At 38.7% G+C, this 15828-nt stretch carries 16 protein-coding genes; 13 read left to right on the top strand and 3 right to left on the bottom strand.

Annotated features, from left to right (window positions below; genetic code table 11):
• Window positions 1-509: 509 nt before the first annotated feature.
• The 11 genes from rpoZ (at window position 510) to panB (ending at window position 9881) form a co-directional block, all read left to right on the top strand.
• Entirely contained in the window at window positions 510-908 is a 399-nt protein-coding gene (gene rpoZ, locus J7R10_RS02420) for a DNA-directed RNA polymerase subunit omega (protein WP_010704994.1), read from the top strand.
• Window positions 909-1038: 130 nt separating this feature from the next.
• A complete protein-coding gene (locus tag J7R10_RS02415; protein ID WP_010704995.1) occupies window positions 1039-3264 on the top strand; it encodes a RelA/SpoT family protein in 2226 nt (741 codons plus the stop codon).
• A gap of 14 nt (window positions 3265-3278) precedes the next feature.
• The gene (gene pyrE / locus J7R10_RS02410) at window positions 3279-3857 is read left to right on the top strand and encodes an orotate phosphoribosyltransferase (RefSeq protein WP_010704996.1); all 579 of its coding nucleotides are present in this window, start codon (window positions 3279-3281) and stop codon (window positions 3855-3857) included.
• Window positions 3858-3949: 92 nt separating this feature from the next.
• On the top strand, window positions 3950-4549 hold the full coding sequence (locus tag J7R10_RS02405) for a DUF2062 domain-containing protein (RefSeq protein ID WP_010704997.1): 600 nt from the start codon (window positions 3950-3952) through the stop codon (window positions 4547-4549).
• On the top strand, window positions 4546-4947 hold the full coding sequence (acpS, locus tag J7R10_RS02400) for a holo-ACP synthase (protein ID WP_010704998.1): 402 nt from the start codon (window positions 4546-4548) through the stop codon (window positions 4945-4947). The genes J7R10_RS02405 and acpS overlap by 4 nt, the downstream gene beginning before the upstream one ends.
• An 86-nt stretch (window positions 4948-5033) precedes the next feature.
• Entirely contained in the window at window positions 5034-5846 is an 813-nt protein-coding gene (gene lepB, locus J7R10_RS02395) for a signal peptidase I (protein ID WP_010704999.1), read from the top strand.
• Window positions 5827-6534 (top strand): ribonuclease III, encoded by a 708-nt coding sequence (gene rnc, locus J7R10_RS02390; protein WP_010705000.1) that lies wholly within the window; start codon window positions 5827-5829, stop codon window positions 6532-6534. Before lepB ends, rnc begins: the two co-directional genes overlap by 20 nt.
• The gene (era, locus tag J7R10_RS02385; RefSeq protein WP_010705001.1) at window positions 6527-7432 is read left to right on the top strand and encodes a GTPase Era; all 906 of its coding nucleotides are present in this window, start codon (window positions 6527-6529) and stop codon (window positions 7430-7432) included. Before rnc ends, era begins: the two co-directional genes overlap by 8 nt.
• Window position 7433: 1 nt before the next feature.
• Window positions 7434-8171 (top strand): DNA repair protein RecO, encoded by a 738-nt coding sequence (gene recO, locus J7R10_RS02380; protein WP_010705002.1) that lies wholly within the window; start codon window positions 7434-7436, stop codon window positions 8169-8171.
• Window positions 8172-8206: 35 nt separating this feature from the next.
• Window positions 8207-9061, top strand: a complete 855-nt coding sequence (panC, locus tag J7R10_RS02375; protein WP_010705003.1) for a pantoate--beta-alanine ligase — start codon at window positions 8207-8209, stop codon at window positions 9059-9061.
• A gap of 4 nt (window positions 9062-9065) precedes the next feature.
• The gene (gene panB / locus J7R10_RS02370) at window positions 9066-9881 is read left to right on the top strand and encodes a 3-methyl-2-oxobutanoate hydroxymethyltransferase (protein WP_010705004.1); all 816 of its coding nucleotides are present in this window, start codon (window positions 9066-9068) and stop codon (window positions 9879-9881) included.
• 416 nt (window positions 9882-10297) lie between these two features.
• Here the strand turns inward: panB and J7R10_RS02365 are convergent, their stop codons facing one another.
• Both J7R10_RS02365 and ygfZ read right to left on the bottom strand, forming a co-directional pair.
• The gene (locus J7R10_RS02365) at window positions 10298-10918 is read right to left on the bottom strand and encodes a YfbR-like 5'-deoxynucleotidase (protein ID WP_010705005.1); all 621 of its coding nucleotides are present in this window, start codon (window positions 10916-10918) and stop codon (window positions 10298-10300) included.
• Between the two features lie 3 nt (window positions 10919-10921).
• Complete coding sequence (gene ygfZ / locus J7R10_RS02360) at window positions 10922-11785, bottom strand: CAF17-like 4Fe-4S cluster assembly/insertion protein YgfZ (RefSeq protein ID WP_010705006.1); 864 nt, start codon at window positions 11783-11785, stop codon at window positions 10922-10924.
• 67 nt (window positions 11786-11852) lie between these two features.
• On the opposite strand from ygfZ, the gene J7R10_RS02355 reads away from it, so the two are divergent.
• A complete protein-coding gene (locus J7R10_RS02355; protein WP_010705007.1) occupies window positions 11853-13181 on the top strand; it encodes a dihydroorotase in 1329 nt (442 codons plus the stop codon).
• A 215-nt stretch (window positions 13182-13396) separates the two neighbouring features.
• Here the strand turns inward: J7R10_RS02355 and J7R10_RS02350 are convergent, their stop codons facing one another.
• Window positions 13397-13774 (bottom strand): TIGR02301 family protein, encoded by a 378-nt coding sequence (locus J7R10_RS02350; protein ID WP_010705008.1) that lies wholly within the window; start codon window positions 13772-13774, stop codon window positions 13397-13399.
• 518 nt (window positions 13775-14292) lie between these two features.
• Here J7R10_RS02350 and cysS point away from each other — a divergent pair.
• Entirely contained in the window at window positions 14293-15798 is a 1506-nt protein-coding gene (gene cysS / locus J7R10_RS02345) for a cysteine--tRNA ligase (RefSeq protein ID WP_010705009.1), read from the top strand.
• The last annotated feature ends 30 nt before the right edge of the window (window positions 15799-15828 follow it).

Genomic DNA, 15828 nt, shown 5'->3' with positions numbered 1-15828 from the left:
CGAATTATATTTTTGTAAACAACCTTGATGAATATAAATGGGTTATTTGATAACAGAATTTAACATAAAATGATTGCCAATTCTTTTTCATAAAGGAGCAAATCTTTTAGTAATTTATGAGGTGAATAAGAGAGCAATGAAGAGAGATGTTATGGAATAAAATTCCTTAATATAAATACTGTGCATGAGATTGTCGTTATTACAAAAAAATAATAAATTGGAATGATTGCTATAATCTCAAAGGATAAATTTTTTAGAGTAGAGAGTCAATTTATCAAGTCAGTATAGTTTTTGTTTAAAACTGATACTTTTAAAGTTTTCCTTTTACAAAGAGCGTTGGAAACAAATTTGAAGAGGTTTTGTGCTTTTATGAAGATTCCAAGATTCTTTTAATAAGCTTTTTGAGCAAAAAAACAAGCTTGTGTTGTTTTTCTTGTGTTTTATTTTGATTATTGTATATACTCTAACACCTATTATAAAATTTTTTAAGCTTTAAGAAAGAGACATAAATGGCCCGCGTAACGGTAGAAGATTGTATTGATAAAGTCGATAACCGCTTTGAGTTGGTGCTTTTAGCTGGGCATCGAGCGCGTCAGATTTCACAGGGTGCGCAGATCACGGTTAATCGTGATAATGATAAAAATCCAGTTGTTGCTTTGCGTGAAATAGCTGAGGAAACATTATCGCCTGCCGATTTGAAAGAAGATCTTATTCATTCATTGCAAAAGCATGTGGAAGTGGATGAACCAGAAATGGCAAGTGAATTTATTTCTCATTCAGGTGAATCTGAAACTGTTTTTGGAACATCGTCAGAAGAAGAGGGCTGTTCATTTGATTATATGTCAGAAGAAGAGCTTTTAGCAGGTATTGAAGGTTTAGTCGTTCCGGAGAAAAGTGACGATTATTAATTGCAGCGATTTATATTTCTGGAGAAAATATACGTTGTTATGCGGTAGCGGTTGTTTTTCTTGTCTTTTATTGATGAATTATTCATGCTCAATAAGGGGTAAGTTGTGAAAAGATAAAGGATATGCTCGTATGATGCGTCAGTGTGAGCTTGTTGAGCGTGTTCAACGTTACAAGTCTGACGTGGATGAGGCTCTGTTAAATAGAGCCTATAATTATGCAATGCAAAAGCATGGTCATCAAAAGCGTGCTTCTGGAGATCTTTATTTTTCTCATCCTTTAGAAGTTGCTGCTATTTTGACAGATATGCGGTTGGATGAAGCGACAATTGCCGTTGCTCTTTTGCATGATACAATTGAAGATACAAGCGCTACACGAGCTGAAATTGACCAGCTTTTCGGGTCTGAGATTGGAAAGTTGGTTGAAGGGCTCACAAAACTTAATAAGCTTGATCTTGTATCGAAGAAAGCAGTACAGGCAGAGAATCTTCGTAAACTTCTTATTGCTATTTCTGATGATGTTCGTGTTCTTTTAGTCAAGCTTGCTGATCGTCTTCATAATATGCGCACTCTTGGTGTTATGCGTGATGATAAGCGTCAGCGAATTGCTGAGGAAACAATGGATATTTATGCGCCACTTGCAGGTCGTATGGGTATGCAAGATATGCGCGAAGAATTAGAAGATCTCTCTTTTTTTTATTTAAATCCAGAAGGTTATCGGACGATCACCAATCGACTTTCTGAATTATCAAAGCGCAATCGTGATGTGCTTTCTAGGATTGAAAATGAACTGGCAAAACTTTTTTTTGAACATGGCATTAAAGCGGATGTTAAAAGCCGTCAGAAAAAATCCTATTCAGTTTTTCGCAAAATGGAAAGTAAGGCATTATCGTTTGAACAGTTGTCTGATATTTTTGGATTTCGCGTTATTGTTGAAACAGTGAATGATTGTTATCGTGCTCTTGGTATCATTCATACGACTTGGCCAATGGTACCTGGTCGTTTTAAAGATTATATTTCTATACCAAAGCAAAATGATTATCGTTCCATTCATACGACGATTGTAGGTCCCTCTAGGCAGCGTGTAGAACTGCAGATTAGAACGGCTGCTATGGATGGAATTGCTGAATATGGCGTTGCGGCACATTCTATTTATAAAGATCATGGCTCCAATTATTCAACTTTGAAGTTATCAAACGAAACAAATGCCTATGCATGGTTGCGTCAAACGATTCAATCTTTGTCAGATGGGGATAATCCAGAAGAGTTTTTAGAACATACAAAGCTTGAGCTTTTTCAAGATCAAGTTTTTTGTTTTACTCCAAAAGGCCGATTAATTGCCTTTCCAAAAGGCGCGACCCCTATCGATTTTGCTTATGCCGTTCATACGGATATTGGTAATTCTTGTGTAGGGGTAAAAATCAATGGTCGTATTATGCCTTTAATGACCAAATTAAAAAATGGTGATGAAGTTGATATTATACGTTCTCAAGCTCAAATTCCGCCAGCAGCTTGGGAATTCCTTGTTGTAACAGGTAAAGCGCGCTCAGCCATTCGTCGAGCAACCCGTGCAGCGGTACGTAAGCAATATTCTGGTTTGGGGTATCGTATCCTCGAGCGTTCGTTTGAATATATGGGAAAGCAATTTTCAAAAGATGCTCTTAAGCAAGTTTTGCCACGTTTGGCACGTAAAGATGTGGAAGATGTATTGGCCGCTGTTGGACGTGGTGAACTCCTTTCTGCTGATGTGGTTAAAGCAATTTATCCTGATTACCAAGATCATCGTGTTGTACAAAAGTCCTCTTTTAAGCCTGGAGAAGAAGGTTGGTTTAACATTGAAAATGCTCAAGGGATGATTTTTAAAGTTCCAGAAAATGAAAAGGATACAACTGTGCAGAAGCATCAATCCAAAGCATTACCTATCAGAGGAACACGTGGAGATATTCCTGTACGGTTTTCTCCTGAAGGAGCAGTACCGGGAGATCGGATTGTTGGCATTATGCAACCAGGAGCGGGAATCGTTATTTATCCGATACAGTCTTCGGCTTTGATGGCCTATGATGATCAGCCAGAACGATGGATTGATGTCCGCTGGGATATTGATGCTCAAATGAGCGAACGTTTTCCTGCTCGAATTAATATTTTAGCTGTTAATAGTCCTGGCTCTTTAGCTGAAATTACACAAGTGATTTCTGCCAATGATGCCAATATTCAAAATTTATCTTTTATTCGTACAGCACCAGATTTTACAGAAATTGTGATTGATCTAGAAGTTTGGGATTTAAAACATTTGAATCGTATTTTTTCTCAGTTAAAAGAAGCAGGTTCAGTTAGTGCAGTACGGCGGGTTCATGGGTAAAGAGAGATTTAACGATGAATACACAAGATGTGATTGATATTTTTAAACAAGCAGATGCTATTTTGGAAGGACATTTTATTTTAACATCAGGCCGCCATAGCGCTACTTATATGCAGAAGGCGAAAGTATTTATGCATGCTGACTTGACGGAGAAGTTATGCCGTGGGTTGGCTGAGAAAATCAAAAAATCTATTGAGGGAAAAATTGATTATGTGGTTGGTCCAGCGATTGGTGGGCTTATTCCTTCGTACGAAACTTCGCGTCACCTTGGTATTCCCTCCCTTTGGGTAGAGCGTGTAAATGGTGTATTTGAATTGCGTCGTTTTGAAATCAAGCAGGATGCCCGTGTTGTGATTGTTGAAGATATTGTAACAACAGGCCTTTCCATTCGTGAGACGGTTGAGGCTCTGGTGGCAGCAGGAGCAGATGTGTTGGCGAGTGCATGTATCTTTGATCGTTCTGGCGGTAAGGTTGATGTTGGGGTTCCGTTGATTGCTCTTGCTGAATACGAGATAGCATCTTATGCTAGTGATGCACTCCCTGCTGAACTTGCCATGCTCCCAGCGGTTAAGCCAGGAAGTCGAAATATTTAATTGTCTTTCTATTTTTTTTTACAAAATCTTGGAGAAATTAATTTGAACCATGTGGATTATTTCATTGTCACAAGATGTATATAGAGAGTCAAATGCTTTTTCGTCGTAGAGAACCGGTAGATTTTGTAAAGCGTATTCGACTTTGGTTATGGCCACGTCGTTCATTCTCTCGCTCATTTCACTATATACGTAAACGTATTTTGCGTATCTCAGCGACGCCACATAAAGTTGCGTTGGGGTTTGCTATCGGTATTTTTTTAGCTTGTTCTCCTCTCTTTGGGATGCATATTGTTTTAGCAATATTTTTTTCTTGGATTTTACGCGGAAATTTTGCTGCAGCAATTATCGGGACAGCTTTTTCTAACCCACTTACATTTTTGCTGATTGTTATGGCTGATTATAAGGTAGGCTATTTCTGTTTATCGCTTTTTAGCAATGTAGATGAGATTTCTCTTTCTCAAATTCGTGTTTTGTTTGAGGGTTTGACGCTGTCAAATATATCTCTGCTTTTTAAGGGGACATGGGACTCAATCATGAGACCAATGATTTTAGGTGGTATCCTTTTAGGTTTTATTTTGGGCAGCTTATCTTATATAGGCGTTTACAGAGCAATTGCCCGTTTTCAAAAAAAACGATATCAAAAGATTATAAAAAAAGCGCTTATGGCAAAAAAATCGGGTAATATCTTATGATTATTGGTCTTGGAAATGATCTCATTGATATAAGACGCATTGAAAGAATGTTGATTCGTTATGGGGATCGTTTTATTCAACGTATTTTTACTGATATTGAGCAGAGCAAATCTGAAATTCTCTCCAAAAGATCTTCTTCTTATGCCAAAAGATTTGCTGCTAAAGAAGCATGTGCTAAGGCTTTGGGGACTGGAATTTCTTGTGGTGTGAGTTGGAAAGACATGGGAGTGGTCAACTTACCGTCTGGCAAACCAGTCATGAAACTCACAAATCGTGCGCAAATGCAGTTACAAAAGTTATTGCCTCCCGATTATGAAGCTGTCATTCATCTGAGCATAACAGATGATTTTCCTTGGGCGCAGGCATTTGTTATTATCGAAGCATTTCCGCGTGGATAGAATAGATATCGTGGGAGATTGTACTTTTGTTATTTGGACATTATGATAAAAAATGAATTATATCTGTCATGAGAAGGTAGTCTGTAATGATTCAGAAAGAGAAAATGCATAAAAAGAAAGAAAAAGGCGGAATTCTTGAATTTATTTTGGTTTTGATACAAGCCCTTTTTTTAGCAGCACTTATTCGTACGCTTTTTTTCCAGCCTTTTAGTATTCCTTCTGGTTCAATGCGTCCTACTTTACTTGTAGGAGATTATCTATTTGTTTCCAAATATGCTTATGGATATTCTCGTTTTTCTATACCTTTTTCTCCTCCTCTTTTTTCGGGACGTATTTGGGCATCACAACCGAATCGTGGAGATGTTGTCGTTTTTCGTTTACCGAGCAATCCCGATATTGACTATATAAAACGTGTTGTTGGGCTACCAGGTGATCGTATACAAGTTCGTCAAAGTGTTCTTTATATTAATGGTAAGGCTGTTCCACGTCATTTTATGGGGAAGATTGATAATTCTGATATAACAGAGGTTAATGACCCTGTTGATGTGTATCGCGAAACAATGCCTAATGGTGTTCGCTACGATACACTTGATTTAGCTTTTATTCCGCAAGTTGATGACACAAAAGTCTTTGAAGTTCCATTAGGACATTATTTTATGATGGGTGATAACCGTGATAATTCAGATGATAGTCGTCTGGATGTAGGCTATGTTCCCGAAGAAAATCTTATTGGTCGAGCGAGCGTGATTTTTTTCTCTATCAGTAATGGTTCAAGTGCTTGGCAGATTTGGCGCTGGCCATTTGATGTGCGTTGGAGTCGTTTGTTTTCTTTTATCAATACTGTTCATGATTTGCCGCTTGTTAAGCAAGGAATCAGTAATGAAACGTCCAGTAATTGACCAGCTTGAAAAACTGACGGGACATCGTTTTAGAAATGAAGAGAAATTAAAAAGAGCGTTAACACATTCGAGTGTACAAGATTCGGAACAAGGGAATTATGAAAGACTCGAATTTTTAGGTGATCGGGTTCTAGGACTTTTGATTGCAGAGATGCTGTATCAATTTTTTCCGCAGGCAAGTGAAGGTGAATTATCGGTACGTTTAAATGGTCTGGTCAATGCGCAGACATGTGCCGATATTGCACAAGAAATGGGTTTGCCTGATATGATTCGTGTTGGTTTTGAGATGAAAAACTTCGAAGGGCGTCGACACATCAATATGCATGCCGATGTAATAGAAGCTTTGATTGCTGTGATGTATCTAGAGGGAGGATTGGAGAGTGTTCGGCCTTTTATTCAAAGATATTGGAAAGATCGGGCGAAACAAATGGATGCTGGTCGACGTGATGCCAAGACGGCGTTACAGGAATGGGCTCATATACAGAGCAACGCCCAACCATATTATCGGGTTATAAAACGTTCTGGTCCAGATCATGATCCTGTTTTTATGGTAGAGGTAAGCATTTCTGGTTTTGCTCCAGAGATCGGGCGGGGTAGTTCTAAAAGATATGCTGAGAGAATGGCAGCTGAGAAAATTTTACGACGAGAGGGTATATGGAAAGCAATAGGAAAAAGTGATCATGGATGACGTTATGAAAACGCGTTCTGGTTTTGTTGTGCTTATTGGGATGCCGAATGCTGGCAAGTCAACATTAGTTAATCAGTTGGTGGGAACAAAAGTTTCAATTGTAACGCATAAAGTACAAACAACACGCACTTTAATCCGTGGTATTGTCATTCATGATAATACGCAAATTGTGTTGATTGACACACCAGGTGTTTTTCATCCTCATAAGCGATTAGAACGCGCAATGGTGTCTGCTGCTTGGGGAAGTGCTAAGAGTGCTGATATTCTTTTAGTTTTGATTGATGTTCAAAGTGGTCTTTCGGATGATGTCTATAAGATGTTGGATATTGCAAAAAATATTAAACAGGATAAGATTCTGGTTCTTAATAAGGTTGATACAGTTGTTAAGTCATCCCTTTTAGCATTAACCACTCAAATTAATGAGCGTGTGCCATTTGTGCAGACATTTATGATTTCGGCTTTAAACGGTTCTGGTTGCAAGGATTTGCTTCATGGATTAAGTGCAATGATGCAGGAGGGGCCATGGTATTATCCAGAGGATCAAATTTCAGATATGCCCATGCGTCATCTCGCTGCTGAAATTACGCGTGAAAAACTTTTTCTTCGCCTCCATGATGAACTGCCTTATTCCTCAACAGTTGAAACAGAAAACTGGGAAGAGCGTTCGGATGGTTCAGTTAAAATTAATCAAGTTATTTATGTAGAGCGTGAGAGTCAGAAAAAAATTGTTTTAGGAGCAAAAGGGGATACAATTAAAGCGATTGGTCAGGCTGCACGTAAGGAATTAATGGAAATTATGGACCAGAAGGTTCATCTTTTTCTCTTCGTAAAAGTGCGTGATAATTGGGATACTGATCCAGAACGTTACCGCGAAATGGGATTAGATTTTTTAAAATAAAATGAAATGGAAAGAGCAGGCCATTATCCTTGGTACACGCCAATATGGTGAAACAAGTGTTATTCTTGAAATTATGACACGTCTGCATGGTCGCTATATGGGGGTGGTAAAAGGGGGGCGGTCTCGTCGTATGGCGGCTCTTCTGCAACCTGGAAATTTTGTTGAAGCCGAATGGTGGGCGCGTTTAGATGAACATTTGGGGCTTTTTCGGGTTGAAGCGCTTGACTTACATGCTGCGCAATTAATAGTCTTACCGGATGCACTTTATGCTTTGCAGTTAATAGCTTTTCATTTACGTCTTCTTCCTGAGCGTGATCCGCATCCCATTTTATATGATATTTTACATCTTTTTATGCAAAATTTTGAAGAAACGTTTGTGAACGCTGAATTACTTGTACGTTTTGAAATGCGGCTTCTTGAAGAACTGGGTTTTGGCCTCGATTTATCTCGTTGTGCTGCAACAGGTCGTCAGGAAAGGCTCTGCTATGTATCACCAAAATCAGGACGTGCTGTATGCGAAGAAGCTGGCTCTCCTTGGAAAGAAAAGCTTTTAATTTTACCACAGTTTCTCGTGCAAAGAACGGTTCGTCCTGTTGATTTTAATGACATATTAAATGGTTTTATTTTAACGGGTTTTTTTTTAATGCGTCATGTTTGGGAACCACGAGATATGAAGCAACCATCGGTGCGCATGAAGTTGATACAATTGTTTGAACGGCGATTTCGTATGCAAACATGAATGTGCAGATTTGATAAAATGAAGAGAATGTGAAGATGAAAATCTTGAAAACAATTGCCGAGGTACGCTGCTTTCTCGCAGAAGAAAGACGTTTAGGGCACTCTATTGGTTTTGTGCCAACCATGGGGGCACTGCATAAAGGTCATCTTGCATTAGTGCAGCAAGCAAAGGCCATGTGTGATCGCATATTGGTTTCTATTTTTGTCAATCCAAAGCAGTTTGGCCCCAATGAGAATTTTGATCAATATCCAAGAGATTTGATGGGTGATTGTGCTTTGTTGAAAAAAGCAGGTGTTGAATATGTTTTTGCACCTTCTGTGGAAGAAATGTGGCCACAGGGAAATGACACAATTGTGAAAGTAGAAAAATTATCACGTATTTTGATGGGAAAATTACGTCCAGGACATTTTTGTGGTGTGACTAGTGTCGTTGCTAAACTTTTTAATATTGTTCAGCCAGATAAGGCTTTTTTTGGGGAAAAAGATTTTCAACAAATTTTGATCATTCGTCGTATGGTTGAAGATTTGGCTTTTCCTATTGAAATTATTGGAGTCCCTATTTTACGTGAAGCAGATGGAGTGGCAAGTTCTTCACGGAATCAGCTTTTAACCTTAGAAGATCGCCAAGCTGCAAAAATTATTCCTGAAAGCGGTAAAGCTGCGGAAAGGCTTTATCACCAAGGTGAACGATCGGTTGATAAATTATGTAAAACTGTCCGCAATATTTTACAGCAGGAATCGCGTGCGATTATTGAATCAGTAGATTTACGGGATATGGAAACTTTATCGGTAGTGAAGGGGAAGTTGGAAAAACCTGCGGTTTTATTACTCACTGCCCGTTTTGGTGAGGTGAGACTTCTGGATCAATATATCTTGCAAGAGAAAGGCTGAAAAGATGAGTGCACAGAAAACCATAAAACGTATGGCTGCTTCTGATATAAGGTCAAGAAAAGGACAAGAACCGATTGTGTCTTTAACAGCTTATCAAGCTTATAGTGCGCGAATTGCTGATCCATATTGCGATTTGCTTTTGGTTGGTGATAGTGTTGGTATGGTCGTGCATGGGTTTGAGACAACGCTCCCTGTGAGTGTGGATATGATGATTTTGCATGGGCAGGCAGTGATGCGTGGGTCTAAGAGAGCATTAGTGGTTGTTGATATGCCTTTTGGTTCTTATGAAGAAAGTCCAGAACAAGCTTTTTCTAATGCCTCACATATTCTTGCAGAAACAGGGTGTGGTGCAATTAAGCTTGAAGGTGGCGTTTATATGGCAGAAACGATTGATTTTTTGTGTAAACGCGGTATTCCCGTTATGAGCCATATTGGTCTTACACCACAGGCAGTAAATCGTTTTGGTGGTTTTAAGACGCAAGGACGTGATGAAAGGAATTGGCAACAGATTGAAGAAGACGCAGCAGCGGTTGAAAAAGCAGGTGCCTTTGCTGTTGTTGTAGAGGGAGTCGTAGAACCATTAGCGGTAAAGCTTACGGAGATCCTTTCTATTCCGACGATTGGCATTGGAGCATCTAGTCAATGTGATGGGCAGATATTGGTGATGGAAGATATGTTGGGTTATGGCGCTTGGGTACCTAAATTTGTGCGCCGCTATGGTGCCCTTGAGCAAGCAATGGAGACAGCAATCAAGAGTTATGCAGAAGATGTCAAATCACGTGTTTTCCCAGCTGATGCGGAAGTTTATAAACTTAAATAAAATCCACTTTCATACAAAGGTTTTACAAGAGAGTCTTTGTTGTTAAAACTTTGGAAAATGAAAGTCTCTTTTTTCATATGTTCTTTGTCTGTATTCAATTTGAACGGTATTTTTTTGTATGCTATTGCAATGATATTATCGGAAACCAATGAACACATAAAATTACGAGGACCTCATTGTAAGTATATTTTATGAAAATCTTTGGGCTTAATATTCTTCGCTTTTGTTGTTCCTAAGCTACAGTTTATTCTAAAAACAGAGATTTTAGAGTATGAAATATTTACAAGATAATGAATAGGAGAGAGGGATATTCTTTTTATAATGGCATTCAAAGAGGTATTAAGAGAAGAGGGTGACAATCTCATATAGGCATTTTTCACTAAAACGATTAAAGGGTGAACTATGCAAGGAGAGTATTAGGATGATCTTTGCATATCAAGGTGAAGAAAACGGATTAAAAAGGCATTTTCAATTTGTTGTGTAGAAGAGGGGTGCAAATCGAGATCGTCGGGTAAAATATTATTTGGATTTCCAAAATAACGAAGAGCTTCTTCTGTATTGAAGCCAGCAAGTGTAATCGCTTCGTAAAATGCAGCAATACGATCGGCTTGCTTGATTTTTTTTAAGAGCTTTTGAGAAGGGGAAACAGGGAGAGAAAAGCGTATATGGATAGCATCTTGTATACGTTTTTCGATAAGCTCATATTGTTTTCCGATGACAGCTTTAAAAGGTGAAATCATATCACCGATGACATATTCTGGTGCATCATGAAGAAGAGCACATAGACAATCATTGCAACAAGATTGCGGAAAAAGCTTCTGAAATATTTGTTCTACCAAAAGGGAATGTTGTGCAACAGAATAGGCATGCTCTCCTCGTGTTTGACCGTTCCAGCGTGCAACACGGGCGAGCCCATGGGCAATATCTTCGATTTCCACATCAAAAGGAGAAGGATTTAGTAGATCAAGTCGTCGACCAGAAAGCATTCTTTGCCAAGCACGCGCTTCTCCATTTTTTGATAATTCAGCTTTAGCCATGCGTTAAGTTTCCACAGTGTTTTCAGGAAAGGTAAAGTTCATATTTTCGGCAATGCTTATGGTGACAGAAGCATTTTTTACTGTCAACGCAATACCTCTGTCCATAGCATCTTTGACATGGTCAATACGCATTAAAGCCAAAGCTTCATTTGCAACACATGTTCCCAAACAACCAAGTATTTTTGTTTCTGCTTCAACGTTGGAACCTGAAGTTAATTCATGCTGACTTTTGACGATTAAAATGCGGCGACGTGCTGCACGACGGTGATGCATTCGTGAAACCACTTCTTGCCCTATATAGCAGCCTTTATTAGAGGCTAATCCACCAATTTGATCATAATTAATATCATGAGGAAAGACTTTTCCTATTTCATAGTCTTGACCACTTTCGGCGATTGCATAACGGATACGCAAACGATTCCAGTTATGGTGATCTTCTGAAGCGAAAAGGGGGGTATTTCCATAGATTCGCGTTATTTTTTCTTTTTGTGGAAAGCGTTTATCAATAAAACTTGAATCATACTCTGAGGAAATTCTTTCAGGGTTCAAAAAGACTGTAACAACTTCTTGTAATGGTTCTGTAATTTCCACTTTTCTCCGCAATTTGTAAAAGAGAAGGCGCTTTTGGAGGATATCAGCGAAAGAGGCAACAATATCGATCAGATAGCCGTCTTCTATTTTCCCGATAAGAAAATCAGCAATAACTTTTCCTTGTGGAGATAAGAGGGCTCCAGGAAAAATTTCTTGTAAGCCGATTTTTGTTACATCTGTTGTGATGAGAGATTGCAGAAAATCTGTTGCTTCTTCACCTATAACTTTAATAATGCTACGGTTTTTAAAGCGAATGGTATTTTGTTTTTCAATCATGGTTCTTGCTTTTTTGCTCAAAGTTACCTAATCGATCAAAGAGGGAATATGTGAGAGGAGTACGGCTATGTTTAAAACATTTGATACAATTTTTAAAGGTGCAACACTTGTAAATCATGATGGAAGTAGCAAGCGTGATATTGGTATTACAAATGGCCGTATTGCTGAAATTGGTGATCTTGCATATGCCACTGCTGGGGAGGTTGTTGATTGTACAGGGCTTCATATTTTGCCGGGTATCATCGATAGCCAAGTTCATTTTCGGGAGCCGGGCAATGAACATAAAGAAGATTTGGAAAGTGGTTCTTATTCTGCGGTGTTAGGGGGAGTTACGGCAGTCTTTGAAATGCCTAATACCACTCCATTAACCACTACGGAAGAAGCTTTGAATGATAAGGTAAAACGTGGATTTCACCGGATGCATTGTGATTTTGCATTTTGGATTGGAGGAACACGTGAAAATGCACATGAATTGGCTGAGTTAGAAAAACTTCCTGGTGCTGCTGGAATAAAAGTTTTCATGGGATCTTCTACCGGTGATCTTTTGGTGGATGATGATGAAAGTGTGCGTCTTATTTTGCAGAACACACGCCGTCGTGCAGCTTTTCATTCCGAAGATGAGACAAGGCTTAGAGAACGTAAAATGTTGCGTATTGAAGGGGATGCATCATCACATCCAGTTTGGCGTGATGAGGTTGCAGCATTGAAATGTACACAACGTTTAGTAAAAATTGCCCATGAAACAAAGTCACGCATCCACGTGTTACATCTTTCTACAGTAGAAGAAATTGAGTTTTTAAAATATCATAAGGATATTGCAACAATTGAAGTTACGCAGCATCATTTGACTTTAACCTCTGATGATTATCAGCGATTTGGTACATTGATTCAAATGAATCCACCAATTCGCGAAAGTCGACACTGTGAATCTCTCTGGTATGGTGTTCAGCAGGGTATTGTTGATGTATTAGGTTCTGATCATGCTCCTCATACGCTTGAAGAAAAGCGCAAATCTTATCCTGCTTCACCTTCAGGGATGACAGGAGTGCAAACAACAGCGGCAATTATGCTAACACATGTCAATGCGGGAAAGATATCCCTTGAACGTTTTGTTGATCTCACGTCACATGGTCCTAGTCGCGTTTTTGGTATAAGCTGTAAAGGGCGCCTTGCTGTTGGATATGATGCAGACTTGACCATTGTTGATCTTAAGCGAGAAGAAGTGATTACGAATACTTTGATTGGTTCACGCGCAGGTTGGACACCTTATGATGGTAAAAAAGTTAAGGGTTGGCCTGTTGGGACCATTATTCGAGGAATGCGTGTTATGTGGGAAGGAGAAATCGTGACCCCTTCGCAAGGTGAACCTGTTAAATTTCTAGAAGCTCTGGTGTAACTAGATAAAACAGATGGGGGTTATGGAATGACTTACTTTGTAAAAAAACGCTTGTTGTGGTTTTGTCATAGGAAAATAAAAATATCTTGAGGGTTTATTCTCCAAAAGTTGTCATATTGATATCAGAGACAGTTTATAACTCTATTCATTGTTGAGAGTATTGTTATTGATATGGTTCAAATCAAAGGTTTGGTACTTTTTGTACAGGTTGATTATTATAATGCATGAGAAGTATAATGCATGAGAAGGTTTTCAGATAAAGCTCTTCCTTCCTGAATATATCTTTGATTTGCTTCAATTGCTGATTGTGTACAATGATGATAATTTTCTGAAAAAGCTCGGTATGCTTCATTAAATGCTTCATAAAAATAAGCACGTCTTTGTGGCATGGGTTGTTCTGCTTCAATCAGTGCACTCATGTAATTATACCATTGGTTTGTTGGAGTACTACAAAGATTTTGTAGGTAATGGAGGGATCCTAGAATTTCTGATAGTCGTAGTAATTTCGTCTCATAGGGTGGCGATTGTTGCGCAAAAGTTGATGTTAAAGCTAAAAAAGATATAAAAAAAACAATTTTTATCAGAGTACGCATTGTTTATTGCTCCTTTTTAATAAAGCTTTTTGGGAATACAATCGCGGATGAAATGGCTTTGTCATAGAATATAGGTTACAAGGTGAAGACAAAAATAGTTTGCACATCATTACCAAGAGCGGGCATGTTGTAAAATGTAGGGCATGAAAGGGAGTAAGGAAAGCATCATGAAGATAGTAAAAATTTTGACGAAGCTTTGTGTCTTTAGAAATTTCAGATTTTTGTACGCAATCTGTTTTTCGTATGATTTTACGCTGTATAGCGCGTTCTAGATTTTCTTCTAGAGCAGTTTTTTCATCAAGAAAAATAGAGTTTTTATTGATAGGATGTTTTAATCCAATCCAATAGAGTGGATTGTTTTTTGACAAATGATGGGGACAGCCTCGATACAATAGGCTCACTGTAAGAATTTTAGATAAGATATACGAAAGTTTTAACTTAAAACCGCATAATGCAATGATTTTAAATAAAATTCACTTTGAAAAGCGGCGAGTAATATCGTTTAACGGAGTATAATAATGAAAGAGTTGCGTTTTTATAACACGCTAACACGTAAAAAAGAAATTTTTACACCGATAGATGCAACGAGAGTACGTCTTTATGTTTGCGGACCAACGGTTTACGATTATGCCCATATAGGTAACGCACGCCCAGTCATTGTTTTTGACATGTTATTTCGTTTATTGCGCCATATCTATGGTAAAGATCACGTGATATACGCACGTAATATTACAGATGTAGATGATAAAATTAATACACGAGCAGCTTACGAATATCCAGAGCTAGCACTTAACGAAGCTATTCGCCGCTTGACGGAGCGTACCTATTTTCAGTTTCAACAAGACACACAAGCACTTGGTTGTTTATTGCCAACCAGCCAACCGCGTGCAACAGATCATTTAGAAGCGATGCGCTCTTTGATTGAACGATTGCTTGAAAAAGGACACGCTTATAGAGCGGAAAATCATATATTATTTTCTGTAAGCAGCATAAAAAAACAGCCCTCTTATGGGGCATTTGCAAGGCGCTCATTAGAGGAAATGAGAGCGGGAGCGCGTGTCGATGTTGCTGCTTATAAAAAGGAAGAGATGGATTTTGTTTTATGGAAGCCCTCTATGGAGGGAGAACCAGGTTGGACATCACCAGCAGGAATTCCTGTTTTAGGTCGTCCAGGGTGGCATATTGAATGTTCTGCAATGTCGATGGCAAAGTTGCTAGAACCCTATGGCGGTGGTTTAAGCTGTGATGATCCTACAGCGAATATTTTTGATATTCATGGTGGTGGACTTGATTTGATTTTTCCGCACCATGAAAATGAGATTGCACAAAGTTGTTCAGCTTTTGGAACAGAGCGAATGGCTAATCTTTGGATGCATAATGGTTTTTTGCAGGTTGAAGGCAAAAAAATGTCTAAAAGCCTTGGCAATTTCATTACTATTCATTCTGTTTTAGAAAATGATTTTTTTGCACACAATGATGTTTTAACAAATGAAATGAAGCAAAATTGGGCTGGTTTGTCTGCCCGCTTTTCGATGTTACAAACCCATTATCGTGAACCATTAAATTGGACAGCTCAGCGTTTAGTACACTCTAGTAATGAACTCTATCGTTGGTATGAATTGCTTCGTAGTGAAAGGGGTTGTATGGAGAAGAATGAAGCTCTTGATAGCTTTTTGATAAACGCATTAAGTGATGATCTTAACACGCCGAATGCCTTTGCTCTTTTACGACAATTCTATAAAGTAGGTGATGCTGTAACTCTCGCAAATGGGATGAATTTATTTGGGTTATTGCGCCAAGAGTGGATTAGAGACGCAGAGTGCCCATTATTTATGAAAAAAACTTCCCTTGATGAAAAATTTATCGATCAACGCATTGCCGAAAGGCTACAGCTTATCCATAATAAAGAGTGGGCAGCTGCGGATAGAGTTCGTGATGCGCTTGCAGCCGAGGGGGTTATTTTAAAAGACAGTAAAGACCCACAGACTGGCGAGCGTGTAACCGTGTGGGAGATAAAACGCTGATAATTCCGATATTCTCGCAGCTTCCGTAAC

Source organism: Bartonella vinsonii subsp. berkhoffii ATCC 51672 (genome assembly GCF_902825225.1).
In the GTDB taxonomy this organism is placed as follows: domain Bacteria; phylum Pseudomonadota; class Alphaproteobacteria; order Rhizobiales; family Rhizobiaceae; genus Bartonella; species Bartonella berkhoffii.
The sequence above is the reverse complement of the archived record's forward strand: the minus strand, read 5'-3'. Positions and strand labels throughout refer to the sequence as shown.